Annotated in this window: 27 protein-coding genes; 11 read left to right on the plus strand and 16 right to left on the minus strand. The window is 37.1% G+C overall.

Going from position 1 to position 24,361, the window contains the following annotated elements:
* Window positions 1-79 precede the first annotated feature (79 nt).
* Complete coding sequence (locus NSS74_RS21120; RefSeq protein WP_002015845.1) at window positions 80-1,432, minus strand: glucose-6-phosphate isomerase; 1,353 nt, start codon at window positions 1,430-1,432, stop codon at window positions 80-82.
* Window positions 1,433-1,714: 282 nt separating this feature from the next.
* On the opposite strand from NSS74_RS21120, the gene NSS74_RS21125 reads away from it, so the two are divergent.
* The gene (locus NSS74_RS21125) at window positions 1,715-1,948 is read left to right on the plus strand and encodes a DUF378 domain-containing protein (protein WP_002034535.1); all 234 of its coding nucleotides are present in this window, start codon (window positions 1,715-1,717) and stop codon (window positions 1,946-1,948) included.
* 112 nt (window positions 1,949-2,060) lie between these two features.
* Here the strand turns inward: NSS74_RS21125 and yugI are convergent, their stop codons facing one another.
* The 3 genes from yugI to NSS74_RS21140 form a co-directional block, all read right to left on the minus strand.
* A complete protein-coding gene (gene yugI / locus NSS74_RS21130) occupies window positions 2,061-2,405 on the minus strand; it encodes a S1 domain-containing post-transcriptional regulator GSP13 (RefSeq protein ID WP_002015848.1) in 345 nt (114 codons plus the stop codon).
* Between the two features lie 252 nt (window positions 2,406-2,657).
* The gene (locus NSS74_RS21135; protein ID WP_002129685.1) at window positions 2,658-3,848 is read right to left on the minus strand and encodes an aminotransferase; all 1,191 of its coding nucleotides are present in this window, start codon (window positions 3,846-3,848) and stop codon (window positions 2,658-2,660) included.
* Window positions 3,845-4,342, minus strand: coding sequence for an Lrp/AsnC family transcriptional regulator (locus NSS74_RS21140; RefSeq protein ID WP_002067952.1), 498 nt, complete (start codon window positions 4,340-4,342; stop codon window positions 3,845-3,847). The genes NSS74_RS21135 and NSS74_RS21140 overlap by 4 nt, the downstream gene beginning before the upstream one ends.
* Before the next feature lie 444 nt (window positions 4,343-4,786).
* Here NSS74_RS21140 and NSS74_RS21145 point away from each other — a divergent pair, with 444 nt between their 5' ends.
* Together NSS74_RS21145 and NSS74_RS21150 are read left to right on the plus strand one after the other, a co-directional pair.
* Entirely contained in the window at window positions 4,787-5,779 is a 993-nt protein-coding gene (locus NSS74_RS21145) for a 2-hydroxyacid dehydrogenase (RefSeq protein ID WP_061690113.1), read from the plus strand.
* A 110-nt stretch (window positions 5,780-5,889) separates the two neighbouring features.
* Entirely contained in the window at window positions 5,890-6,729 is an 840-nt protein-coding gene (locus NSS74_RS21150) for an alpha/beta fold hydrolase (protein ID WP_002034539.1), read from the plus strand.
* 178 nt (window positions 6,730-6,907) lie between these two features.
* Here NSS74_RS21150 and NSS74_RS21155 read toward each other — a convergent pair whose 3' ends face one another.
* Window positions 6,908-7,159, minus strand: a complete 252-nt coding sequence (locus NSS74_RS21155; protein ID WP_002015854.1) for a YugE family protein — start codon at window positions 7,157-7,159, stop codon at window positions 6,908-6,910.
* 117 nt (window positions 7,160-7,276) lie between these two features.
* Here NSS74_RS21155 and NSS74_RS21160 point away from each other — a divergent pair, with 117 nt between their 5' ends.
* Window positions 7,277-8,428 carry a MalY/PatB family protein gene (locus NSS74_RS21160; protein WP_340814271.1) on the plus strand — a complete coding sequence of 384 codons (1,152 nt, stop codon included), beginning with the start codon at window positions 7,277-7,279 and terminating at the stop codon, window positions 8,426-8,428.
* Between the two features lie 118 nt (window positions 8,429-8,546).
* On the opposite strand, the gene NSS74_RS21165 is transcribed toward NSS74_RS21160, so the two are convergent.
* The gene (locus NSS74_RS21165) at window positions 8,547-9,086 is read right to left on the minus strand and encodes a superoxide dismutase family protein (RefSeq protein WP_061690111.1); all 540 of its coding nucleotides are present in this window, start codon (window positions 9,084-9,086) and stop codon (window positions 8,547-8,549) included.
* Window positions 9,087-9,154: 68 nt separating this feature from the next.
* Window positions 9,155-9,331: a hypothetical protein gene (locus tag NSS74_RS21170; RefSeq protein ID WP_000982764.1), complete on the minus strand. Its 177-nt coding sequence runs from the start codon at window positions 9,329-9,331 to the stop codon at window positions 9,155-9,157.
* Between the two features lie 173 nt (window positions 9,332-9,504).
* Between NSS74_RS21170 and NSS74_RS21175 the strand changes: the two genes are divergently transcribed.
* Window positions 9,505-9,888: a kinase-associated lipoprotein B gene (locus NSS74_RS21175; RefSeq protein WP_001209324.1), complete on the plus strand. Its 384-nt coding sequence runs from the start codon at window positions 9,505-9,507 to the stop codon at window positions 9,886-9,888.
* 40 nt (window positions 9,889-9,928) lie between these two features.
* Here NSS74_RS21175 and kapD read toward each other — a convergent pair whose 3' ends face one another.
* Window positions 9,929-10,552, minus strand: coding sequence for a 3'-5' exonuclease KapD (gene kapD / locus NSS74_RS21180; RefSeq protein ID WP_061690109.1), 624 nt, complete (start codon window positions 10,550-10,552; stop codon window positions 9,929-9,931).
* 290 nt (window positions 10,553-10,842) lie between these two features.
* Here kapD and NSS74_RS21185 point away from each other — a divergent pair, with 290 nt between their 5' ends.
* Complete coding sequence (locus NSS74_RS21185; protein ID WP_002139350.1) at window positions 10,843-12,168, plus strand: ArsB/NhaD family transporter; 1,326 nt, start codon at window positions 10,843-10,845, stop codon at window positions 12,166-12,168.
* Between the two features lie 103 nt (window positions 12,169-12,271).
* Here the strand turns inward: NSS74_RS21185 and NSS74_RS21190 are convergent, their stop codons facing one another.
* Window positions 12,272-12,739: a hypothetical protein gene (locus NSS74_RS21190; RefSeq protein WP_061690108.1), complete on the minus strand. Its 468-nt coding sequence runs from the start codon at window positions 12,737-12,739 to the stop codon at window positions 12,272-12,274.
* A 118-nt stretch (window positions 12,740-12,857) separates the two neighbouring features.
* Between NSS74_RS21190 and NSS74_RS21195 the strand changes: the two genes are divergently transcribed.
* A complete protein-coding gene (locus NSS74_RS21195; RefSeq protein ID WP_002034554.1) occupies window positions 12,858-13,571 on the plus strand; it encodes a DNA alkylation repair protein in 714 nt (237 codons plus the stop codon).
* A gap of 345 nt (window positions 13,572-13,916) precedes the next feature.
* Window positions 13,917-15,293 (plus strand): glycine--tRNA ligase, encoded by a 1,377-nt coding sequence (locus NSS74_RS21200; RefSeq protein WP_002034552.1) that lies wholly within the window; start codon window positions 13,917-13,919, stop codon window positions 15,291-15,293.
* 38 nt (window positions 15,294-15,331) lie between these two features.
* On the opposite strand, the gene NSS74_RS21205 is transcribed toward NSS74_RS21200, so the two are convergent.
* A complete protein-coding gene (locus NSS74_RS21205) occupies window positions 15,332-15,715 on the minus strand; it encodes a hotdog fold thioesterase (RefSeq protein ID WP_002145111.1) in 384 nt (127 codons plus the stop codon).
* A gap of 96 nt (window positions 15,716-15,811) precedes the next feature.
* On the opposite strand from NSS74_RS21205, the gene NSS74_RS21210 reads away from it, so the two are divergent.
* Both NSS74_RS21210 and NSS74_RS21215 read left to right on the plus strand, forming a co-directional pair.
* Entirely contained in the window at window positions 15,812-16,555 is a 744-nt protein-coding gene (locus NSS74_RS21210; RefSeq protein ID WP_002129698.1) for a DUF3298 and DUF4163 domain-containing protein, read from the plus strand.
* 50 nt (window positions 16,556-16,605) lie between these two features.
* The gene (locus NSS74_RS21215) at window positions 16,606-17,199 is read left to right on the plus strand and encodes a biotin transporter BioY (RefSeq protein WP_002015867.1); all 594 of its coding nucleotides are present in this window, start codon (window positions 16,606-16,608) and stop codon (window positions 17,197-17,199) included.
* Window positions 17,200-17,244: 45 nt separating this feature from the next.
* On the opposite strand, the gene galU is transcribed toward NSS74_RS21215, so the two are convergent.
* Both galU and NSS74_RS21225 read right to left on the minus strand, forming a co-directional pair.
* Window positions 17,245-18,132 carry a UTP--glucose-1-phosphate uridylyltransferase GalU gene (gene galU / locus NSS74_RS21220; RefSeq protein WP_002015869.1) on the minus strand — a complete coding sequence of 296 codons (888 nt, stop codon included), beginning with the start codon at window positions 18,130-18,132 and terminating at the stop codon, window positions 17,245-17,247.
* A gap of 152 nt (window positions 18,133-18,284) precedes the next feature.
* The gene (locus NSS74_RS21225; protein WP_061690107.1) at window positions 18,285-20,009 is read right to left on the minus strand and encodes a phospho-sugar mutase; all 1,725 of its coding nucleotides are present in this window, start codon (window positions 20,007-20,009) and stop codon (window positions 18,285-18,287) included.
* A 143-nt stretch (window positions 20,010-20,152) separates the two neighbouring features.
* On the opposite strand from NSS74_RS21225, the gene cdaS reads away from it, so the two are divergent.
* Window positions 20,153-20,758, plus strand: a complete 606-nt coding sequence (gene cdaS, locus NSS74_RS21230; protein ID WP_002067925.1) for a sporulation-specific diadenylate cyclase CdaS — start codon at window positions 20,153-20,155, stop codon at window positions 20,756-20,758.
* A 189-nt stretch (window positions 20,759-20,947) separates the two neighbouring features.
* Here the strand turns inward: cdaS and pepA are convergent, their stop codons facing one another.
* The 4 genes from pepA to NSS74_RS21250 form a co-directional block, all read right to left on the minus strand.
* Window positions 20,948-22,432 carry a cytosol aminopeptidase gene (gene pepA, locus NSS74_RS21235; protein WP_061690106.1) on the minus strand — a complete coding sequence of 495 codons (1,485 nt, stop codon included), beginning with the start codon at window positions 22,430-22,432 and terminating at the stop codon, window positions 20,948-20,950.
* 276 nt (window positions 22,433-22,708) lie between these two features.
* Entirely contained in the window at window positions 22,709-23,335 is a 627-nt protein-coding gene (locus NSS74_RS21240; protein WP_061690119.1) for a 3D domain-containing protein, read from the minus strand.
* Window positions 23,336-23,421: 86 nt separating this feature from the next.
* Window positions 23,422-23,739, minus strand: coding sequence for a YuiB family protein (locus tag NSS74_RS21245; protein ID WP_002089308.1), 318 nt, complete (start codon window positions 23,737-23,739; stop codon window positions 23,422-23,424).
* Window positions 23,736-24,242, minus strand: coding sequence for an NUDIX hydrolase (locus NSS74_RS21250; RefSeq protein ID WP_002015875.1), 507 nt, complete (start codon window positions 24,240-24,242; stop codon window positions 23,736-23,738). The genes NSS74_RS21245 and NSS74_RS21250 overlap by 4 nt, the downstream gene beginning before the upstream one ends.
* Between the last annotated feature and the right edge of the window lie 119 nt (window positions 24,243-24,361).

The raw sequence follows: 24,361 nt of genomic DNA on the forward strand, positions 1-24,361 counted from the left end.
CCCTCCATAGTAAACAGGTTAATGTGCTTTCTTTTTCCTGTCTACTATAAGGGGATCATATCAACCCGATCGCTTTTTATTATTTTAAACGCTCTTCTAATTCTGCTTTTAATTCTTCAAATCCTGGTTTACCAAGTAAAGCAAACATGTTTTTCTTGTATGCTTCTACTCCTGGTTGGTCAAATGGATTTACGCCTAATAGGTAGCCGCTCATCGCACATGCTTTTTCGAAGAAGTATACAAGGTAACCGAATGTGTACTCATTTAATTCAGGGATGTTTACGATTAAGTTTGGTACTCCGCCATCGCTATGTGCAAGTAATGTACCTTCGTATGCTTTTGTGTTTACGAAGTCTATCGTTTCACCAGCAAGGTAGTTTAATCCATCTAAATCGTTGTCGTCTAATTCGATTTTTAGTTCGTGTGTAGATTTACCTACTTTAAGAACTGTTTCGAATAGGTCACGACGACCTTCTTGAATGTATTGACCTAATGAGTGTAAGTCAGTTGAGAAGTTTGCTGAAGATGGGAAAATACCTTTTTGATCTTTTCCTTCACTTTCACCAAATAACTGTTTCCACCACTCAGAGAAGTAGTGAAGTGCTGGCTCATAGTTAACAAGCATTTCAATTGTTTTCCCTTTATTATATAGAGCATTACGAACTACTGCGTATTGGTAAGCTGGGTTTTCTTCAAGTTCTGATTTCGCGAAATCATTATGACCAGCAGCTGCACCTTTCATCATCTCTTCAATGTTTAGGCCACTTACAGCGATTGGCAATAAACCTACTGGTGTTAATACAGAGAAACGACCGCCAACATCATCTGGAATAACGAACGTTTCGTAGCCTTCGTTATCAGATAATGTTTTTAAAGCACCGCGCGCTTTATCTGTAGTCGCATAAATACGTTTGCGTGCTTCTTCTTTTCCATACTTTTCTTCTAATAATTTACGGAAAATACGGAATGCGATTGCAGGCTCTGTTGTTGTACCTGATTTGGAAATAACGTTAATAGAAAAGTCTTTACCTTCTAGTACGTCCATTAAATCTTTCATGTAAGTGGAGCTAATGTTTTGTCCAACAAATAGCACTTGTGGAGTTTTACGTTGTTCTTTAGAAAGCGTGTTATAGAAAGAATGGTTTAACATTTCAATTGCTGCACGTGCTCCTAGGTAAGAACCACCAATACCTACAACAAGTAAAATGTCAGAGTCATTTTTAATTTTTTCTGCGCATTTTTGAATGCGAGCGAATTCTTCTTTGTCATATTGAAGCGGAAGCTCTACCCACCCAAGGAAATCGTTCCCAGCTCCAGTTTTTTCGTGGATTGCATGATGTGTTACTTTTACTGCATCACGTAAATAAGTTAGTTCATTTTCACCGATGAAGGATAACGCTTTAGAATAGTCGAACGTTACATGTGTACTCATCTTTTTCCCTCCAATTATGTATATGTATTTCTGTATTCACTTTAGCGAAACTAAAGTTGTAAATCAAGCGATTCAACAATTGTAAACGTAACCATTATTTATTTTTTAGAAAAAGTTCATTTTTTGCATAAAAATTCGAATTTTTCGGTATAGATGTATATACATCGTTTTTCGTACATTTTTCATGTATAAAAACAACAAAACTATACCATTCTATAAAGGAGTTAAATTTTCTTATTAACTCCTTGCTTGCTCACGCTTCACATTAAGGGGGGACTTTTCATGAGTACCTTGCAACGTATCGCATTAGTCTTCACTGTAATCGGCGCTGTTAACTGGGGACTGATCGGGTTCTTCCAGTTTGACTTAGTAGCGGCTATTTTCGGGGGACAGAACTCAGCTCTTGCACGTATTATTTACGGCATCGTTGGTATTTCTGGGCTTATCAATCTCGGCTTACTATTTAAACCATCCGAGAATCTTGGTACTCACCCAGAAACACATGAAATTCAATAGTCAGTATGTCTTTTTCGCCTCCGACATACGAATATGATTGCATGCAATCATATTTGCAAATATATATATCATAAGTCACAGTAAAAGAGGAACGCTCATATGCGTTCCTCTTTTACTTTATTACCTCCGACTCTTCAATCCATTCTGCTAGCTTTTCTCGCAGTGTATTAAATCCGTTCTCTGATGGATTCGGTATAAGAATTCGTCCTTGCTTTCTTTTCGCCGCTTTTAACGATAAACTCATTTTTCTGTGTTCTTCATCAATTGAAAGTACTTTTACTTCTACTGTATCTCCGACCTTTAAAAAGTCATGAATGTCTTTTACATACCCATTTGTGATTTCAGATATATGCACAAGTCCTTGTGTTTCTGCATCCAAAGCTACAAATGCACCGTAATCTTGAATTCCAGTTACTTTCCCTGTTACAACCACTCCCGTTGTATATTGTTCTGACATGTGAAACACTCCCATACGTTTACCATTTTCTCTACAATTGTAAATAGCAAAGCAGATGTATTTATTGTTAAATATCCGATTAGTGGTAAGTATCCTAAGTAAAACACCGAGGTTACTCCCACCTTATATTAGTAAATTATACCACTTTGATAGAACTCATTCAAAATTCACGAAAAAATTTCCTGTAATACGTATAATTCTCCAATATTAGGATAGAATACTAACACATGGCTTTCTAGTATTCCCCCCCTTTTATGGACAAAACGTATTGTGTTTTGTCCTTTTTTTATTCTCTATGAACCGTTCCATTCTCTTCATTGCTTCCATAAGTTGCTCAAGCGATGTTGCATACGAACAACGAATAAATCCTTCACCACTCCCGCCAAACACATTTCCAGGAACAACAGCCACTTTTTCTTCTAATAATAATTGTTCTGCAAATTCTGCTGAAGATAGTCCGGTTGAAGCTATAGAAGGGAAGACATAAAATGCCCCGCCTGGCACATGACATGTTAAGCCCATTTCATTGAAAGATGTCGTCATAAAGTTACGACGTTTTTTATAGCTATCTCTCATTCGAATTACTTCATCATTTCCCCCGCGTAATGCTTCAAGTGCTGCAAATTGAGACATCGTCGGTGCACACATCATTGAATACTGGTGGATTTTGAGCATTAATTCTGAAAATTGAACAGGGGCTGCAATCATCCCAAGGCGCCACCCCGTCATGGCAAACCCTTTTGAAAATCCTGAAATTAAAATCGTATGGTCACGCATATTTTTAATACTCGCGAAACTCGTATATGCTTCGTCGTATACGAGCTCTGCATAAATTTCATCCGATAACACGATTAAATTATACTTCTCAACAATAACTGCTAGCTTTTCTAATTCGGATTTATTTAACATTGCGCCTGTTGGGTTATTGGGAGAACAAAGTAATATTGCCTTTGTTTTCGTTGTAATAGCTGCTTCAATTTGATCTGGCTGTACTTTAAATTCATCTTCTAATGAAGTCGCCACTGGAACTGGGACCCCGCCCGCTAACGTAACAAGCGGTGCATACGAAACGAAACTTGGTTCAATAATAAGTATTTCATCATCAGGGTTTACAATAGCACGCATCGCTACATCTAGCGCTTGACTCGCTCCAACTGTAACAATGATTTCATCATTCGGATCATAAGATACTGCAAATTGTTTTTTTAGATACTTTGCTATTTCTTGACGGAGCTCCAATAATCCTGCATTTGCTGTATATGACGTATATCCTTGTTCTAAAGAACGAATACATGCTTGCCTTACATTCCAAGGTGTAACAAAGTCCGGCTCTCCCACTCCAAGTGAAATAACACCTTTCATACTTGCCGCTAAATCAAAAAACTTTCGTATACCAGACGGTTGTAAAGATTCTGCTACTCTAGATAGGTCAAATTGCTTCACGGTGTCACCACAATTCTCTTATCATCATCTGTCTTTTCATAAATAATCCCCTCATGTTTATACTTCTTCAAAATAAAATGAGTTGTCGTTGAAACGACAGATTCAATTGTTGCTAATTTCTCAGAAACAAACATCGCTACTTCTCCCATCGTCTTTCCTTCTAATGTAATAGAAAGGTCATATGTCCCAGACATTAAATAAACGGATTTCACTTCTGAATAGCGATAAATTTGTTCAGCTACTGCATCAAAACCGACACCACGCTTCGGTGTAACTTTCACATCAATCATCGCCGTTAAACCAGTATGTTCTTTCACTTTTGTCCAATCGATATGTGTTACATAGTCCACGATAATCTTTTCACTTTCTAATTTCGTAACCATTTTTTTCACTTCTTCTACTTCTATATTTAACAACTTCGCTAATGTATCTACAGATAAACGACTATTCTTTTCAAGACAAGCTAATAATTCCAATTCTTTCTCTGTCACCATATAAATCATCCTTCCTTTTAGTTTCTGTCTAAATTATACAAATACTCTTTCCAATTTGAAAAGAAGATTTTTTTAGTGAATTATGTCAAAATAAAGTGAAACTTTAATCAGTGGAAAGACTCACCCCGCTGATTATTAGTTGAACCAATCGGGCTTTTACGAGCAGTTGATCTCCCATCTCACTTCTTTGTCTCAGCCGTCTTTTTAGGTGGGAGTCTTACTGCTCGTTAAAGCGGGGTAAAGTGAAACTTTAATCAGCGGAATGCTCTATCCCGCTGATTATTAACCCGCACCAATCGGGCATTTACGGATAGTTGCTTTCCAACTTATATTCTTTGCCTTAGCTGTTCTTCAAGGCGGAAAGCTTACTGCCCGCAAATAGCGGGGTAAAGTGAAACTTGAATCAGTGGGAGCTTCATACCCGCTGATTATTAGCACACACCAATCCAGGTAAAGAGGAAAGGGGATGGAACCGTGAAACCAAAAGTATATATTGCCGAACCAGTTCCAACATTTGTAGAAAACTATTTATCAGAACACTGTGATTTTGAAAAATGGGATCAAAACGAGAAAGTACCTCGTGATGTTCTATTAGAAAAAATAAAAGATAAAGATGGGTTATTAAATTTCGGATCTACTATAAATGAAGAGTTATTGCAGGTTGCTCCTAATTTAAAAGTAGTAAGTAACATTTCTGTTGGCCATGATAACTTTGATTTAAAAGCGATGGAAAAACAAAATGTTATCGGAACGAATACTCCATATGTGTTAGATGATACAGTAGCCGATCTCGTTTTCGCTCTTATGTTATCTGCTGGTCGCCGTGTTTGCGAACTCAATTCCTATGTAAAAAATGGTGAATGGAACGCTGAAATTGGAAAAGAACACTTCGGACTAGATGTACATCATAGTACGATTGGTATTATCGGAATGGGACGAATTGGAGAAGCTGTCGCAAAACGAGCGAAATTCGGCTTTGATATGAATGTCCTTTACTATAATCGTCGCCGTAAAGAAGAAGCTGAGCAAAAATTTGATGCTACATATTGTGATTTACAAACTTTAATCAAACAATCTGATTTTATTATTCTTCTTACTCCATTAACAGATGAAACGTATCATCTTATCGGTGAAAAGGAATTTTCACTAATGAAAGAAACAGCAATTTTCATTAATGCTTCTCGCGGGAAAACAGTAGATGAAACTGCATTAATTCATGCGTTAACAGAAAAGAAAATATTTGCAGCCGGCATCGACACATTTACACAAGAGCCGATTCAAAAAGAGAATCCGCTCTTATCATTACAAAACGTTGTAACTTTACCGCACATCGGATCTGCAACATTAAAAACTCGGCAGCAAATGGCAATGACAGCTGCTGAAAATTTAGTAGCAGGATTACAAGGAAAAACACCACCTAATATTGTGCGTAGGTAATTATAAATAAGCGAAAGGCAAGATGACGATGTCATCTTGCCTTTTTTTGTTAACATATTTTGTTTCTTGCCGGGAGATGATATGAACAAAAATCAATGGAGTGACAAAAAATGAACCATGAATGCAAATGCCCTTACTTCACTTTTTCCACTCGCGGGACTACTATTCATTACGAATTGTATGAACATAATACTAAAAAAGAACGACCTACTTTCGTACTCGTTCACGGCTTCCTCTCTTCCTCATTTAGCTATCGACGACTCATTCCTTTACTAACAAAGGAAGGTACAGTAATTGCCCTTGATTTACCACCATTCGGAAAAAGTGATAAATCTCATCTCTTTAAATATTCTTATCACAATTTAGCAGCTATTATTATCGATTTAATCGAACATTTATCTCTCTCGAATATTGTACTAGTTGGCCATTCTATGGGCGGACAAATTTCACTCTTTGTAAACCGACTACGCCCTGAATTAATTTCAAAGACGATTTTACTATGTAGCTCTAGTTATTTAGCACGCGCAAACTTACCTTTACTGTACTCCTCTTATTTACCGTTCTTCCACTTATACGTGAAGAACTGGATTATTCGAAGGGGCATCGTCCATAACTTAATGAATGTCGTTCATGACCATTCATTAATTGACAATGAAATGATGGAAGGCTATGCTGCTCCTTTTTATGATGATCGTATATTCCCTGCTTTAACTCGAATGATAAGAGACCGTGAAGGTGACTTATCTTCAACTGAATTACAAAAAATCGAAACCCCAGTATTACTCATTTGGGGTGAAAAAGATCGCGTCGTCCCTGTACATGTAGGACACCGTCTCCATAAAGACCTGCCAAATTCAACTTTCATTTCTTACGAAAATACAGGGCACTTACTACCTGAAGAAAAGCCCGATCATGTTTATGAAGAAATTATTACGTTTGCGACGCAATAAAGTGAAGCTTTAATCCGTGGGGGTTTTTACGGGCAGTTTGATTTCTCGCCTAACCTCTTTGCTTCAACCGAATTTTGAGGCGGGAGTCTTACTGCCCGCAAATAGCGGGATAAAGTGAAGCTTTAATCAATCAGCACCAATGAAAACAAACAAAAAGGCTGTCATAAATTCCGACAGCCTATAACGAACAACTTCCGCCTTCTTTTAGTACGAGTAACTCTACTGCTAATTTTTCGCATTTTTCAAGTGCAGGTACTTCTTCAAAAGACATAAAGTATATATGTTGAATCTTCTTTGCGATGTATTTCGGATCATCAAACACACTTACGACGTTTACAACATCGCTCGCTTCTGTTTCATAAAACTCCGGTCCCATTTGAAACGGATCCCAATTTTTCACAACCTCAATCATTTTGTCATATGCACCCATCTGCTTCCCGCCTTTTCACTTTTTAATGCTTTTCTTTATCGTATCACATCAGCTATTCTATAAGAAGAGTGAGAATTTTCATAACTTAACAGTTTGACAGAAGAAAGGAGCAAACATATGCAACTATTTCATAAAACGGTAAATCGTCGCGGAACGCATAGTACAAAATGGGATACATATAAAAATGAAGAGCTCATCCACGCTTGGATTGCCGATATGGATTTTGAAGTACCAAAACCAATTCAAACTGCATTACAAAAACGCACAGAACATCCTATTTTCGGCTATACACTTCCTCCTGAAAATATTGGGGATATCATTTGTAATTGGACGAAAAGCCAATACAATTGGGAAATACAAAAAGAATGGATTGTATTTAGCGCAGGTATCGTTCCAGCTCTTAGTACGAGCATACAAGCTATAACGAAAGAAGGAGAAGCCGTACTCGTACAACCTCCTATTTATCCACCATTTTTTGAAATGGTCAAAACAAATAATAGACAATTATGTGGGAGTCCCTTATTTAAACAAAATGGCATATATAAGATAGACTTCGAGCATCTAGAAACTCAATTTAAACAAGGTGTAAAACTAATGCTTCTTTGCAGCCCTCACAATCCTATCGGGCGCGTTTGGACGAAAGAGGAGCTAACAAAACTCGGTACGTTATGTACGCAATATAATGTAACCGTTGTCGCGGATGAAATTCACGCCGATATTATTTATAGAGGCCATACTCATACACCGTTTGCTTCTTTATCTGAAGAATTAGCAGCACGCACTATTACTTGTATGGCTCCGAGCAAAACATTTAATATCGCTGGATTACAAGCATCGATCATTATTATTCCGAATGAAAATCTCCGTAATGCCTTTATGTCTATCCAATATAGACAAGGATTCCACGGATTAAATACATTTGCTTATACAGCAATGCAAAGTGCCTATACAGAATGTAATGATTGGCTAAATGAAATTCGATTGTATGTTGAAGATAACGCTCAATTTGCTTGTAAGTATATTCAAAATCACATACCGGCTCTTTCTGTAATTAAACCAGAAGGTAGTTTTTTACTGTGGATTGATTGTTCCCACTTGGATCTTTCTCAAGATGAACGAACAGCATTGCTTGAAGAGAAAGGTAAAATCATCATTGAGCCCGGTGAGAAATACGGAATGGGCGGGGAAGCCCATATCCGAATTAACATTGGCTGTCCTAGATCTGTTTTAGAAGAGATTTTAAACAGACTACACCATACATTCTCATAACAAAAAAAGGAGGCTATCCCAAAATGATTTTGGGACAACCTCCTTTTTTCGGTAAATCGATATAATTCCACTTACTATCAGGCGGTTTCACAACAAAAGCTATCATTCACGGTAGCTTCTATTTTTTCTTCAGATCCGACGCTTTTTTTACGATAACACCGCAAGCAATTCGGCCACCAGATTTACCAGTTGGTTGCGTCATACCATCATCAGCGTTTTCTGTAATAATAATAGACGCTCCATCTTTTCTATGAATCGTCGTTTTTCCTTCTTCAAGCGTTATATGCGGAGCATCGATTTCTGCTTTAATCTTTCCAGAACCATCCGCCACTACATTCGGTAAATCACCATTTTCCGCACCTTTCGGATTCAAGAGCCCATGTTTTTTATTATCTGGATTAAAATGATTCCCAGATAATTCGAAACTAGGCGCTTTACATTCTCCGATTTCGTGTACATGTATACCGTGTGGTCCTGGTGTAAAGCCTTCCGCTTTAATCGTAATTTTCACTCCACTTGTTTGCTGAGCTACTTTTGCAGTCCCAACTTCATCACCTGAAGCATTATGTAATTTCACATCAATTTCTTTCGGCTTCCCTTGGTCACAACCCGCCATTAGAAATAATAAACAACAACTGAAAAAAAGCCGTCTTTTCATTCAATTCCCTCCAAAATGCTTTCTGCCCTTAGATTGTCCGAGCATAGAGGGAAACATACAAAAATGAATTACCGTTTCTTTTCAGCTAAAAGCTTTTCTTCTACTTTCTGTAATCGCTCTGCTTCTCGTTTTGATACACGAATAAACATACGCCACGTAGCGACCGCACCGATGATAAATAGAACGCAAACAATACCTGGAATAATATACTCCGTTTTATCTTCAGGGAAATATAAAGGCATCATATGAAACACTCCTTATCGGGGAATTTATAGTAAGAATAAACATCAGAATTTTCTGTTTTATCATCTTAAATTATAATTGAAGCCTGTCATATTCTCAAGGGGGCGTTCCGAAAGCGAATGATTTCTTTGACTCCTTCGCGCACTTTCCTTACTATAAACTTGAGGTGAAAAATATGAGAGAAACATTTGAAATTGGTGAAATCGTTACTGGTATTTATAAAACTGGAAAATACATCGGCGAAATTACAAATAGCCGTCCTGGCAGTTACGTCGTAAAAGTACTAGCTGTTTTAAAACATCCAGTGCAAGGTGATTTACATAATGTAAAACAAGCTGACGTACCATTTTTCCATGAAAGACGTGCTTTAGCTTTTCGTGAACAGACGAACATTCCAGAGCAAATGGTGAAGAAATATGAAGGGGAAATTCCGGATTATACAGAGTCACTAAAATTAGCATTAGAAACTCAAATGAATTCATTTTCTGAAGATGATTCACCTTTTGCGGGGCGTAGTCTAGAAACACTTCAGCAATTGAAGCAAGATTACAAACTTTAAAAAACAAAACGACCAAATTACATATTTTGCAATTTGGTCGTTACTGTGTACTCACTTTCTTTAACACTTTCGAAAAATCAACAAGTTCCCCTAATGTCGGAGGTGCTGGTTTGACTAAATACTCTTTATCTTTTTCTACTAACTTAAAAATATTATATGTCGTCATCGCATCATCAAGCGCACAATGATGCTTTCCTGTTCCTGCTTTTCCATACGCCTCAATTGCTTTCCACAGCCCTGTTTGATTTCTCTCTCCAAAAAACTTCTTATACTCAAGCGATAAATCACGACAATGTCCAAAGAATGGAAATTCTACTCCCGCCATTTCACAGTTATGCTTTAAGACTTTCATATCCATATTTCCCCACGTTACAATTGTCGGTTTACCACTCTTTTCATATTCTGCAAGTTTCTCAACAAGTTCATGAAAAGAAATTCCTTTATCCACTACTTCCTGTTTAATTCCTAAAAATTTTTTACATCGATCCGTTAAAGACGGAAATGTTTTCGGTCTAATATGCGATGAATACGTATCTTCCACCTTACAACCAACAACTGAAACGAGTCCGACCTCAATAATTTCTGGGAAAAAACCTTTTGGCTTTTTTCTATGCTGGGGCATCGTAAACTCAAAGTCTAAAAACAAAAATCGTTGTTCATCCATACGATCCCTTCCTTATCATATTTGTCATTCCTTTCTATTTGACACTCCTACACGAACAAGCTCGAATGCTGATTCGATTTTAAATATTCAGATTGGATGTATCTTATATATATGTCAGATGCCCACAAATATTTTTAAAAATAAGAAAAAATGACCTATGCAGAAAATATGACAAAATAAACCCTTTCATTTACATCCGCCATTTTTCTACTTTATAATGACGTTATGTGTGTTTCATCTAGTTAATTTTTTGACACACTAAGAAAAGTGAATGAAAGGAGATGAGAGTTTTGCACGAAACAACGCAAGAACTCGCAAACTGGCAGTATTATTTCGCTATCGCAGTCTTTTTAATTACATATGCCATTATTATTTCTGAAAAAATTAACCGTGCTGTCATCGCACTTCTTGGTGCAGCATTCATGGTAATTGCAGGGGTCGTTGACTTACACAATGCCTTTACGAAACATATTGAATGGGGAACAATTACATTACTCATCGGTATGATGATACTCGTAAACATTACAAGTAAGTCAGGTGTCTTCCAATACGTTGCCATTAAAGCCGCAAAAGGAGCACAAGGAAATCCAATTAAAATTTTAATTTCACTTTCCTTACTTACCGCGCTCGGTTCTGCATTTTTAGATAACGTTACAACAGTACTTCTTGTTGTTCCAGTTACTTTATCTATTACGCGCATCTTGCAAGTAAATCCTGTTCCATATTTACTTTCTGAAATTATTTTTTCAAATATCGGAGGAACAGCAACATTAATTGGTGATCCGCCAAACATTATGATTGGTTCTGCAAATAAGCATTTAGATTTCAATGCTTTCTTATTCAACTTAGCACCTATCGTAATCATCATTATTGCTGTTACAGCAACAATTCTTTACTTCATGTACCGTAAGCAATTAATTGCTGATCCTGTACAAATTAAAAAGTTAATGAGCTTAGATGAAAAACAATACATTAAAGACCCAGTATTAATGAAGAAATCTTTAACAGTACTTGGCCTTACTATTTTAGGTTTCATGACTCATTCCATTTTCCATATTGATGCAGCTATCATCGCCTTAACTGGCGCTACTGTACTTATGCTAATCGGTGTGAAAGAGCATGAAATTGAAGAGGTATTCGCAAGTGTAGAGTGGGTAACAATCTTCTTCTTCGCGGGACTATTCGTACTCGTTGGAGGACTTATTGATATCGGGCTTATCAAAATGTTAGCTCAAAAAGTAATTGGAATAACAGGCGGAGATATTTCTCAGGCATCTATCCTTATTCTATGGGTATCTGGTATCGCCTCTGCAACAATCGATAACATTCCATTCGTTGCAACAATGATTCCACTTATTAACGATATGGCAGTTGGGCTAGGTTTATCACCTTCTGACGCACAAGTCGACGTACTATGGTGGGCATTAGCATTAGGTGCTTGCTTAGGTGGAAACGGAACATTAATCGGGGCTTCTGCTAACGTAATCGTAGCTGGTATCGCAAGTCGTGAAGGACATAAATTCAGCTACATGGAATTCCTTAAAGTCGGCTTCCCAATTATGATCGTTTCATTAATCATTTCTCACATTTACATTTACTTACGCTATCTTATGTAGTAGAAAAAAGCGCCCTGCTCAGCAGGGCGCTTTCGTTCTTTTTTCAGCATATCCGAATTATTATAGAACCAAATATATCGACCGCAGGGCAACTTTGATAGGCCTACTCGTTATACCTCACCGGCTCATTCCGAATAATGAACAAATGAATCGGCAAGAAAACCGAAAATGTGATTGTATGAATGATCGTAAATAGTATGGAATTCGTTCCGTATCTATCCAAAATAGCATAGATAAGATAAATAGACAGTACAAGTGATACAGCTGTTGCTAATATATATAGAATTGGTACGAAATTAAAGATGAAGCATCCAACATATATGCCAAATACTTTCCACCCTGCTTCTTCTTTCAAGAAATCTGGTAATTTATCTTTCGCTAAATCACCCCATATCTTACTATTTATAAACGGAATAAAAGCAAGAACACCATCAGTTGCACCATTATTTTTTGCCATCGTATAAAGTGCAAAAGCCGTTAACAAATACGAAATAATTGCCCAAATTATTATAACAAGCATAAACGCAAAACTAAGAGCAAAGAAACCTGCTAGTACGCCTTGATCTTCCATCTTATCCTCTCCTCTCTCTTCTCAACATATTTCATTACAGTGCAAGTTATGTTTTAAAATTTAACCAAACTCTTTGTATAATAAGAAGAGAAAGATAATGAGAGAGGAGTACATACCTATGCATCCATTTGTAAAGGCATTACAAGAGCATTTTACAGCTCATCAAAATCCCGAAAAAGCAGAACCGATGGCACGTTATATGAAAAATCACTTCCCGTTTCTCGGTATTCAAACTCCTGAGAGAAGACAGTTATTGAAAGACGTAATTCAAATACATACTCTCCCAGATAAAAAGGACTTCCAAATTATCGTGCGTGAACTTTGGGACCTACCAGAACGTGAATTTCAAGCTGCCGCACTCGATATCATGCAAAAATATAAAAAACACATAAATGAAACTCACATCCCATTTTTAGAAGAGCTTATTGTCACAAAATCTTGGTGGGATTCTGTTGATAGCATCGTCCCTACATTTTTAGGTGCTATCTTTTTAAAACATCCAGAATTAATTTCTGCATATATTCCAAAATGGATTGCATCAGAAAACATATGGTTACAACGTGCCGCTATTTTATTCCAGCTAAAATATAAACAAAAAATGGATGAAGAACTCCTTTTCTGGATTATCGGACAACTACATTCCTCAAAAGAATTTTTCATTCAAAAAGCAATCGGCTGGGTCCTTCGCGAATATGCAAAAACAAAACCAGATGTAGTATGGGAATACGTTCAAAATAACGAACTTGCCTCGCTTAGTAAACGCGAAGCAATTAAGCATATTAAGCAAAATTACGGAATAAATAACGAAAAAATAGGCGAGACTCTATCCTAGATGGGCACGTTCCTCTATTGAGATTTAAAAAAGAACGTGTTAAAATATGTTCATTATTATTAATATAAGTAGCGATGACGGACTTATAAGTACTTGCATAAAAAGCGATTCAGGGATAGTGAAAGCCTGAAGCTGCGAGGAAACGGCAGTCTCGAGCAATACGTGATAAAGTGGATGCACATTTTGTGTATCAACTAGGGTGGAACCGCGGGCAAACGCTCGTCCCTAGGCGATTAAGCCTTGGGATGAGCGTTTTTTTATGTTTTTTAAAGCATATATTGCTCGTTTCCAAAGTACCCATCACGTCATCGCAAATACGTTAACTTTCAAAAGGAGGATTTTATTATGTATTCAATGGAACAAGTTGTAAACTTAGCGAAACATCGCGGTTTCGTTTTCCCTGGTTCTGAAATTTACGGTGGTCTTGCAAACACATGGGATTACGGTCCACTTGGAATCGAATTAAAAAATAACGTCAAAAAAGCTTGGTGGAAAAAATTCATTCAAGAATCTCCACACAACGTTGGTTTAGATGCTGCTATTTTAATGAACCCAAAAACTTGGATCGCTTCTGGTCACGTTGGTAACTTTAATGATCCAATGATCGACTGTAAAAAATGTAAAGCTCGTCACCGTGCTGACAAATTAATTGAAGATGCATTAGACGTAAAAGGTATCGAAATGGTCGTTGACGGTCTTACTTTCGACCAAATGGCTGACTTAATGAAAGAACATGAAGTAAAATGCCCAGATTGCGGTAGCCAAGAATTCACGGAAATCCGTCAGTTCAACTTAATGTTCAAAACATTCCAAGGTGTTACAGAGTCTAGCACAAACGAAATCTTCCTTCGTCCTGAAACAGCACAAGGTATTTTCGTAAACTTTAAAAACGTACAACGCTCTATGCGTAAAAAACTTCCATTTGGTATCGGCCAAATCGGTAAAAGTTTCCGTAACGAAATCACACCTGGTAACTTCACATTCCGTACACGTGAATTCGAACAAATGGAACTTGAATTCTTCTGTAAGCCTGGTGAAGATTTAGAGTGGTTCGCATTCTGGCGTGAAACTTGTAAAAACTGGTTACTTTCACTTGGTATGACTGAAGAAAGCATGCGTCTTCGTGACCACGGTGAAGACGAATTATCTCACTACAGTAACGCAACAACTGATATTGAATTCAGATTCCCATTCGGTTGGGGCGAACTATGGGGCGTTGCATCTCGTACAGACTTCGATTTAAAACGTCATATGGAACACTCTAACGAAGACTTTAACTATATCGATCCACAAACGAATGAGCGTTACGTGCCTTACTGCATCGAGCCATCTCTAGGTGCAGACCGTGTAACATTAGCATTCTTATGTGATGCATATGAAGAAGAGCAATTAGAAAACGATTCTCGTACAGTTCTTCGTTTCCACCCTGCTTTAGCACCATATAAAGCAGCTATCTTACCATTATCTAAAAAGCTATCTGAAGGTGCTACTGAAGTATTCGCAGAACTAGCTAAAGACTTCATGGTAGACTTTGATGAAACTGGTTCTATCGGTAAACGTTACCGTCGTCAAGACGAAATCGGTACTCCATTCTGTATCACATACGACTTCGACTCTGTTGAAGACAAAGCTGTTACAGTACGTGACCGTGACACAATGGAACAAGTTCGTATGCCAATTAGCGAACTAAAAGGTTTCTTAGAGAAAAAAATCCAGTTCTAATTATAAAAAAGAGGCAGCTCATAAGAGCCGCCTCTTTTCTATTTTTCACGTTTTTCTTTAATTGCTACTGTACATCTTGATATGCATAGTAAATCATCATTTTCATCAATGATGCGAATATCCCAAACCATTGTCGATTGTCCTCTATGTATCGGTGTTCCAATTGCTGTTACAATTCCATCTTGCTTTGAGCGAATATGATTTGCATTAATTTCTAATCCGAAACAAATACATTTTTCTTGATCAATTAAATTGTATGAACCAACACTTGCCACAGTTTCTGCTAATGCAACAGATGCACCGCCATGTAAAAATCCAAACGGCTGATGCGTGCGTTCATCAACAGGCATTGTAGCAACTACTTTATCCTCTGTCATTTCTAACAACTCAATTCCAAGCGAATCCATTAAAGTTTTTGACATATCGTTTTCAACCTCTCTCACTTTAGATCAAATGTATAATTTTACCTGTTTAATTTCAAACTACCTATAACACTTATATAAGGAGGTTTCACCTAAATGAAACAGAAATTTTGTATACTATTGCTTATGTTCTCCTTGCTGACTATTGTACCAAATTGTGCAATAGCAGCCAAAGCATCCAACCTGACAATCAATGTTAAGACTGTAACGCAAAAAGGTAAGAAACCTTATATAGAATATCAAATTAATAGGCCTTCCTTTCACAACTTTTCTGATTCGAAATTTCAAAATAAGCTGAATTCCTATTACAAAAACTCTACTACTAAATTTAAAAGTAAATTAGAAAAAGAAGCGAAGAAATATTATGAGGAAACAGAAGGATCTAGCACACCTTTTCATCCATACGTTGCAAATGTTGACTATAAAGTAGCTTTAAACAAACCACCTTTCCTCAGCCTATATGTGAATTACTATCAATATACAGGCGGAGCGCACGGACTGTATACGTGGAAGGCAAATACATTTGATTTAAACGAAAAAAAATTATTACACTTAGACGATTTATTTCAACAAGAGGATAAATATAAAGAAATAATTCGCACAGAGATTGTAAGACAAATTAAACAAAATGAAAGCATTTATTTTCCTGATGCAGTCGAAAAAGTAACGAGCACTAAAAAGTTTCACTACTTTTTAGAACCGGATAATCTTGTAATTTATTTCTCTTTATATGAAATTGCTCCTTATTCAAGCGGAATTCCGCAGTTTCGTATTCCATACACATTGCTTAGAGACTATTTAAAGCCTTCTTATCAAAATATTTTGATTGACAACAAGTAAATATTTTCGCTACGATAATGTTAACCTAAACACAACTGGAGGTTAACATTATGAAGAAGCTTCATGTTTTAGATTTAGCATTAGCTGCCATGTTCGTCGCTCTTATGGCTATTGGTGCAAATATTGTATCATGGGCACCATTCTTACAAATAGCGGGCATTCCATTATCTATGCAACCATTTTTCGCAATTTTAGCAGGTCTTCTTCTTGGGAGTAGACTTGGGGCATTATCAATGACTGTTTACATGCTTGTTGGAGTAGCAGGTGCGCCAATCTTCGCTAACTTCAAAGCTGGATTTGGAGCACTTTTAGATCCTACTGGTGGTTTTATTATCGCATTTATTATCGTTGCTTACGTATCAGGAAAACTAGTAGAACAAAAAGAACGACCAACATTCAGCACCTTTGCAATTTCTTCTTTCGTCGGAATCATTTTAACGTATATTATCGGTACTACTTATATGTACGGAGCAGTCAATATTTTCATGGGTGGTAATATGAGTTATAAAGCTGCCTGGATGATTATGATGTGGTTCGCAGTAAAGGATATTGCGTTTACAATTATCGGCGCTATTATTGCACCTCGCATATACTATGCTGTACGTCGTTCCGCTTATCAGCATTCTCATTCGACGATTTCATAATAAAAAAGGAGCTGTTCCTATAGGAACAGCTCCTTTTTTATTATATTAAGACTCTTGCTTCATTTGCTCGTCTAAAACTTTCTTCATCATTACTAGCATATCATCACGTAATTCTGGGTGCTGCAATGCCATTTCAATTGTCGTTTGAACGAATCCTAATTTTTCACCAACATCATAACGCTTTCCTTCAAAATCATATGCAAATACACGTTGAATTTCATTTAAGCTTTGAATTGCATCCGTTAACTGAATTTCGCCACCCGCTCCAACTTGTTGCTGTTCCAAGAACATAAAGATTTCAGGAGTTAAAATGTAACGTCCCATAATCGCTAAGTTTGAAGGCGCAGTACCTTGCGCTGGTTTTTCAACGAATTTACGAACTTGATAACGACGTCCCTCTTGCTCTAACGGATCAATAATTCCGTAGCGATGTGTTTCTGCTTCAGGAACAGTTTGTACACCAATAACAGAAGAAAGTGTTTTGTCATACTCGTCCATTAATTGACGTAAACATGGTTTTTCAGCTTGAACGATATCATCGCCTAATAATACTGCAAACGGCTCATCACCAATGAATTTACGTGCGCACCAAACAGCATGTCCTAATCCTTTTGGTTCTTTTTGTCGAATGTAATGGATATCTACCATTTTAGAAGAAGCTTGTACTTTTTCAAGTAACTCATACTTTTTCTTCTCTAATAAGTTTTGCTCTAATTCAAATGCGTTATCAAAATGATCTTCGATAGAGCGCTTTCCTTTACCAGTAACGATAATAATATCTTCGATGCCTGATTTTACTGCTTCTTCTACGATGTATTGAATTGTTGGTTTATCTACAATTGGAAGCATTTCTTTTGGCATTGCTTTCGTTGCTGGTAAAAAGCGTGTTCCTAATCCCGCTGCCGGGATAATTGCTTTTCTCACTTTTTTCATGACAAATACCCTCGCTTTTCATTCTAATTCTCTTAGTAAAGTGTAAATTTATAACACTCGCTCGTAATAATCCTCTACATCAAACAAAACTACAAGAAAAGAGGAGGCCGTTCTCCGTTCTCCTCTTTTCCTATCAGTAGCACTCTATTCTATTATAAACGATTCATAATATCTTCTTTAATAGTAAGTAACTTTTGTTCACTATTTTGTAAGGAATCATCTTGTACACCAAAGTAGAATTTAATTTTCGGCTCTGTTCCAGATGGACGTAAGCAGAACCAAGAACCATCTTCTAATTGATATTTTAACACATTTGATTTCGGTAAGTGAATCTCTTCCTTATTTCCATCTTGTAACGTTGTAATGATGCTTTCTTTATAATCCTCAACTGCAACGACTGTTAAACCAGCTACTTCTTTCGGAGGATTCTCACGGAATGTTGCCATCATCTTTTGAATCTGTTCGGCACCATCTTTTCCTTTTAACGTTAACGATACAAGGTCCTCACGGAAGAACCCATACTTCTTAAATACTTCTAGCAGACCATCGTATAACGTTTTACCTTGTGATTTGTAGTATGCAGCTACTTCACATGCAAATAGGACGGATTGCACCGCATCTTTATCACGGCAGAATGGACGGATTAAATAACCGTAGCTTTCCTCATAACCGAATTGGAATTCATATTGTCCACTTTCTTCATACTGTTTAATTTTTTCACCGATAAATTTAAATCCAGTTAACGTATCAACTGTATCTAAACCGTATGCTTTTGCGATTGTACGGCCAATTTCAGACGTTACGATTGTTTTTAAAACAACACCATTTTCTGGAAGAGTCCCGTTTTCCTTCTTTTGTGATAATAAGTAATCAAGCATTAACGCACCTGTTTGGTTACCAGTTAACACTTGGAACTCACCATCGTGATTGCGAACTGCTATACCTAGACGGTCTGCATCAGGATCAGTTGCGATTAACACGTCTGCATCTACTTTTTCACCGTCACGAATTGCATATTCAAACGCTGCATGCTCTTCTGGGTTTGGTGATTTTACTGTAGAGAAATTTGGATCTGGTAACTCTTGCTCTTTTACAACTGTTACATCTGTAAATCCAACTTCTTCTAAACCACGGCGTACCGAAATATTTGATGTTCCATGCAATGGTGTAAAGACGATTTTTAAATCTTTTCCTACTTCTTTCACCATCTCTTTATTAATAATGACATTGTTCAATTCTGCTGCATATGCATCATCTACTTCTTGTCCAATTATATGTAATAAACCGTCAGCTTTTAATTGCTCAACATCAGCAACTTCAACTGTTAATTCATTCTCTACTGCATTTACGTAGCTAATTAACTCATCAGCTTCCTTTGGAGGCAACTGGCCACCATCTTCACCATATACTTTATAACCGTTATATTCGGGCGGATTATGGCTTGCCGTAAGAACGATTCCACTTGCTGTATGTAAATGACGAACTGCGAAAGAAAGCACTGGTGTTGGACGTAAGCTTTCAAATACATATGTTGTAATACCGTGTGCACCAAGAGTAGCTGCTACTTCCATTGCGAATTCAGGTGATTTATGACGAGAATCATACGCGACAACAACACCGCGTTTTTTCGCTTCTTCACCTAATTTTTCAATAAACATAGCTAATCCTTTTGTTGCTTTACGAACTGTATATACATTTAAACGGTTCGTACCAGCACCAAGTTCACCACGCATACCACCTGTTCCGAACTCTAGATTTTTATAAAAGCTATCCTCGATTTTCTTCTCATCTTGCTTCATGTTTTCTAGCTGTTCTTTTAATTCTGCGTCTAATTCTGCATATGAAAGCCAGCGACTAAATTCTTGTTTCCAATTCATACTTCCATCTCCTCTCGCCTGTCGTACCTTCATTATATGAAAAAAACAACCTGAATCTCAATATTTTTTAAAATCTAGCAGGATTTTACTATAAATATTTGTATACACTATGGTTAAATACTCCACCAAAGGGAATGAGGATTATGCAAGAATGGGGCTTGTCAGAAGAGCTCAAAATAAAAACAAAGCAGATGATTGAAATTGCTGAAAAAGAATTATCAAACATGAAGCATGCAATCGATAAAGAAGATGAATGTATTTTATGTAAAATGGAAGATATTCATCATATGTTAACAAATGTACAGACGTTAGCAGCTACATATTATATTCAAGCATATTTATCACCTTATACGGAAAGTTCACATTTCATCACTACAGCTGTCCAACATTTAAGCGCTCGAAAACACGGTGCTCTTATTATTGTGGAACGAAGTGACGCTCTTGATTCTTTCATTCAAACTGGAACGACATTAAACGCACACTTAACCGCGCCACTACTTGAATCGATTTTTTATCCAGGGAACCCTCTTCATGACGGAGCCGTTCTCATTAAAAATAATCATATTGTCTCAGCAGCTAATATTCTCCCATTAACAAAAAGCATGGAAATCAATCCTGAGCTAGGAACACGTCATAGGGCTGCAATTGGCTTATCCGAGAAAATTGATGCACTTATATTAGTTGTCTCTGAGGAAACAGGGCGTACTTCATTCGCTTTAGGCGGGACGTTATATACGATTTCTTTATAGGACGAATCTTTCACTATGTAGCACTTTTTGAAACGGTAAAATAGTAAATGAAATTATATCAACCGTAACTCCAAATATATCGACGTTTCGACAAGGAGTATCGACTTACCGACAAAAACTTACAATAGTCATACCATATCAATAAGAAAAGGCTATCCCAAAAATTTGAGACAGCCCTTTCTTCAAAAATTATTCTTCTCCGAAACGCTCAACAAGTGTTGCAAGTGTACGCACCATTGCACCTGTTGCTCCAGATGGTCCTAAATCATGTGCTCCTGATGTTTCAGATGTTCCAGCGATGTCTAAGTGTACCCATGGTGTTTCTTCTGCAAATTCACCAAGGAATGCCCCAGCCATAACCGCATGTCCTTCACGGCCTGGTGAGTTATTTAAATCAGCAAATTTACTGTTTTTGACACGTTCTTTATCACGTTCAAAAATCGGCAATTGCCAAATTGGCTCATCCGTTTCCATAGAAGCCTCTAACACTTGTTCAAACAATTCTTCATTATTTGTCATCGCGCCTGTTGTATGATTTCCAAGTGCAACAATTACACCGCCTGTTAATGTTGCAACATCAACTAAGTAATTTGCGCCAAGTTTCTTCGCATACGTAATACCGTCAGCTAACGCTAGGCGACCTTCTGCATCTGTATTTAATACTTCAATTGTTTTTCCGCTCATAGATGTAATAACATCATCTGGCTTAAATGCTGTACCACTTACAACGTTGTCAGTTGATGGAATAACAGCAATTACATTTTGCTCGGGGCGAAGTTCACCGATGATCTCCATCGCGCCAAGAACAGCTGCAGCTCCGCCCATATCACCTTTCATACCAACCATGCCTTCACGTGGTTTTAAAGAATAACCGCCTGTATCATATGTAATCCCTTTTCCAACAAATCCAATTACATCTTTCCACTCTTCTTTTCCTTTATAAATAAGAGCGATCATTTTTGGCGGTTCAGTAGATCCTTGGTTTACTGCAAGTAATGCACCCATACCAAGCTCTTCCATCTCTTCTTTCTCAAGAACCTTATAATCCATATCGTATTTTTCTGCTAATTCAACTGCATACTCAGCAAGCTTTGTCGCTGTTAATACGTTTGGCGGCATATTTACAAGTGTACGAGCTGAATTCGTTGCACGTCCATGTACGTAGCCAACTGTTAATGCAGCTTCAATTTCTTGTGCATCTTCCGCTGTAATAGCCGTGAACTTCTCTAGTTCCACACGATCCTTTTTATCTGATTTATACGTTTGTAACTCATATGTACCAAGACCTTGTACTTCTGCTGCAATATGAGCTACATCAATCGCATCTAATTTCTCTGTCACGAAAGAATCAAGCAAGATTGCTGCATCTTGTACTTTTGCTGCTTGTAACGCTTTAAACGCCTTACCAAGAGCAGCACGTAACGTTTCCGTTGTATATGACTCTTTCTTACCTAAACCAACAAAATAATAACGTTTAACATTTGTTTTTCCTAAGCTATGTACTTTTGAAATGACTTTCTTCTTAGTTGAAAGTTCTTTTTCTTCTAATAAAACTTGTAATTGTCCTTCAAACGCTTTATCCAGTTCTTGTACAAAGCTACTCGTTTTATCTTCTTCAAATAAGGCAACAATTACCACTTCATGACTTACTAATTCTTTTTGTACTCGAAACATGTTCAGACCCCCTAAATTTCTCTACGTCCATTATAACTTTATTTTCGATAAAATGCGACAATTCTAAATTCTGTCATTTCATATAAAGTAAAACTATAATCAGCCCGCACCAATCGGGCGTTTACGGGCAGCAGGGCTCCCACCTACCTTCTTTGCTCCAGCTGAATTTTGAGGTGGGGGTTTTACCGGCCGCAAATAGCAGGATAAAGATGCTATCTCCAATATCTTCTACCATGAAATAAGACAAGAAAAAAGTCTAGCGTTATTACCACTAGACTATCTTTGTTTTAAATATTGTCCACGAAACACTTGCATCGTTTCGTCTTGATTTAACATCGTTAACTCTTCTTCCGAAAACTTACCATTTCCTATTTTCACTATATACACATTTACTTTTTTCTTACCCCATTGGCTATAAACATCTTTCACCGTATCATAATATAAATCGAGACGATTTCCTTTTATAGCACCGCCCTTATCAGCTACAACACCATATCCGTAACCTGGCACGAATAGAATTGTCCCAAGCGGGAATACGCGTAAATCGGCAGCGATTGTGGAATATAAATCCCTTTTTGCTTTAACACCTGAATATGTAATGCCATACTCTGGATGCCCCGGCCTCTTTCCAGTTGACTCTATACCTGATGTATAACCAGTTGCAGTCATTTCTATAACACGATATTTAGACCAGTCATTTGCCTGCTCTAAAGCATTTATCACTTCTTTACTCGGAGCAATTTTTTTCTCAATTTCTGCTGCATGTACTTCTTTTACACTTGTTCCTTCATATGATTTTATAATCTCTAATAAAGAAACTCCTGTGAAAGCCTGCCATGTTACGCATAATGCGAATGCAAGTAAACAAGTCATCATAATGCGAATACAATATCGTTTTAACATTTTTATATTCCACACTCCTTCATCGTTAATCATTCCCTATACGATGAAGGAATATGCAAAAAAATAATCTCCAAATTGATTGGAGATTAAAACATTTGATATCCACTTTTCCGAAGTTTTTTAATTATGATTCCTGCTAAAGCAGCACCTACTAATCCAGTAGATAGAATAAACACATCTGCGTGTCCTAAATGCGATACACTTGTCCCAAATGAAGAAAATGTTTCTTTTGGCTTTGAAAAATAGTCCCATACACTCGCTTTATTAATAATAAGCATACAAATAATCGGATATACAATAACCATTACCCACGTAGCTCGCAAAATCATGTTGAGTAAAAATCCAATTCCAAAAAATAAAATAAAGAACAACATCATTGAAATAAGTAGTACCGGTATACTCACTTCTTCTCCCTCTCCTTCGCATACGCCGTAAACACATGATAAGCCGTATAACCAAATTGCTCTCCTGGATTTAATGTTTTGTCCATTTCAAAATGCGACTCTGCTCTTCCTTCTAATAAATATTTGATGAGTACAGAAGTATTTTGATCATCTGCAATATTTTCCGGATGTAAAAAAGCTACTTCCGACAATTCTTTCTCCTGTACGATAACGTCTTCTCCCTCTGGCTCTAGAAGAAAAATAATCATATTATCACTAATTTCATTATGAATAACACCTGAGCGAATACCAATAATCCCCTTTACATGAGCAACAATGCCTGTCTCTTCCAAAATTTCACGTTTCACAGCTTCATCAACAGTCTCCCCTTCATTAACAAAACCAGCAGGTAAAGACCATTGCCCTTTCAATCCACCGTATTTTTTCTTAACGAATAGCCATCTCCCATCTTCTGTAGCTACTAAGCCACTGACAGCTAACCACACTTTCCCTCGCTTCCCCATGATATAACCTCCTCCATCAAAACGAACAGAATATTCTTTCTTTTTTATATATTATACTATATTTTCAATACGAAAAAAGCAGAAACAGCTCATAGCCGTTTCTGCTTTTTCTACTATAT

This window comes from Bacillus sp. FSL E2-8868 (assembly GCF_038005505.1).
GTDB classification, from domain to species: domain Bacteria; phylum Bacillota; class Bacilli; order Bacillales; family Bacillaceae_G; genus Bacillus_A; species Bacillus_A mycoides.

What these genes read in the sequence shown, in the direction of transcription:
- NSS74_RS21120 (WP_002015845.1), bottom strand. Translation starts at nt 1,432, where the DNA reads ATGAGTACACATGTAACGTTCGACTATTCTAAAGCGTTATCCTTCATC.
- NSS74_RS21125 (WP_002034535.1), top strand. Translation starts at nt 1,715, where the DNA reads ATGAGTACCTTGCAACGTATCGCATTAGTCTTCACTGTAATCGGCGCT.
- yugI (WP_002015848.1), bottom strand. Translation starts at nt 2,405, where the DNA reads ATGTCAGAACAATATACAACGGGAGTGGTTGTAACAGGGAAAGTAACT.
- NSS74_RS21140 (WP_002067952.1), bottom strand. Translation starts at nt 4,342, where the DNA reads ATGGTGACAGAGAAAGAATTGGAATTATTAGCTTGTCTTGAAAAGAAT.
- NSS74_RS21150 (WP_002034539.1), top strand. Translation starts at nt 5,890, where the DNA reads ATGAACCATGAATGCAAATGCCCTTACTTCACTTTTTCCACTCGCGGG.
- NSS74_RS21155 (WP_002015854.1), bottom strand. Translation starts at nt 7,159, where the DNA reads ATGGGTGCATATGACAAAATGATTGAGGTTGTGAAAAATTGGGATCCG.
- NSS74_RS21160 (WP_340814271.1), top strand. Translation starts at nt 7,277, where the DNA reads ATGCAACTATTTCATAAAACGGTAAATCGTCGCGGAACGCATAGTACA.
- NSS74_RS21165 (WP_061690111.1), bottom strand. Translation starts at nt 9,086, where the DNA reads ATGAAAAGACGGCTTTTTTTCAGTTGTTGTTTATTATTTCTAATGGCG.
- NSS74_RS21170 (WP_000982764.1), bottom strand. Translation starts at nt 9,331, where the DNA reads ATGATGCCTTTATATTTCCCTGAAGATAAAACGGAGTATATTATTCCA.
- NSS74_RS21175 (WP_001209324.1), top strand. Translation starts at nt 9,505, where the DNA reads ATGAGAGAAACATTTGAAATTGGTGAAATCGTTACTGGTATTTATAAA.
- kapD (WP_061690109.1), bottom strand. Translation starts at nt 10,552, where the DNA reads ATGGATGAACAACGATTTTTGTTTTTAGACTTTGAGTTTACGATGCCC.
- NSS74_RS21190 (WP_061690108.1), bottom strand. Translation starts at nt 12,739, where the DNA reads ATGGAAGATCAAGGCGTACTAGCAGGTTTCTTTGCTCTTAGTTTTGCG.
- NSS74_RS21195 (WP_002034554.1), top strand. Translation starts at nt 12,858, where the DNA reads ATGCATCCATTTGTAAAGGCATTACAAGAGCATTTTACAGCTCATCAA.
- NSS74_RS21200 (WP_002034552.1), top strand. Translation starts at nt 13,917, where the DNA reads ATGTATTCAATGGAACAAGTTGTAAACTTAGCGAAACATCGCGGTTTC.
- NSS74_RS21205 (WP_002145111.1), bottom strand. Translation starts at nt 15,715, where the DNA reads ATGTCAAAAACTTTAATGGATTCGCTTGGAATTGAGTTGTTAGAAATG.
- NSS74_RS21210 (WP_002129698.1), top strand. Translation starts at nt 15,812, where the DNA reads ATGAAACAGAAATTTTGTATACTATTGCTTATGTTCTCCTTGCTGACT.
- NSS74_RS21215 (WP_002015867.1), top strand. Translation starts at nt 16,606, where the DNA reads ATGAAGAAGCTTCATGTTTTAGATTTAGCATTAGCTGCCATGTTCGTC.
- galU (WP_002015869.1), bottom strand. Translation starts at nt 18,132, where the DNA reads ATGAAAAAAGTGAGAAAAGCAATTATCCCGGCAGCGGGATTAGGAACA.
- NSS74_RS21225 (WP_061690107.1), bottom strand. Translation starts at nt 20,009, where the DNA reads ATGAATTGGAAACAAGAATTTAGTCGCTGGCTTTCATATGCAGAATTA.
- cdaS (WP_002067925.1), top strand. Translation starts at nt 20,153, where the DNA reads ATGCAAGAATGGGGCTTGTCAGAAGAGCTCAAAATAAAAACAAAGCAG.
- pepA (WP_061690106.1), bottom strand. Translation starts at nt 22,432, where the DNA reads ATGTTTCGAGTACAAAAAGAATTAGTAAGTCATGAAGTGGTAATTGTT.
- NSS74_RS21240 (WP_061690119.1), bottom strand. Translation starts at nt 23,335, where the DNA reads ATGTTAAAACGATATTGTATTCGCATTATGATGACTTGTTTACTTGCA.
- NSS74_RS21250 (WP_002015875.1), bottom strand. Translation starts at nt 24,242, where the DNA reads ATGGGGAAGCGAGGGAAAGTGTGGTTAGCTGTCAGTGGCTTAGTAGCT.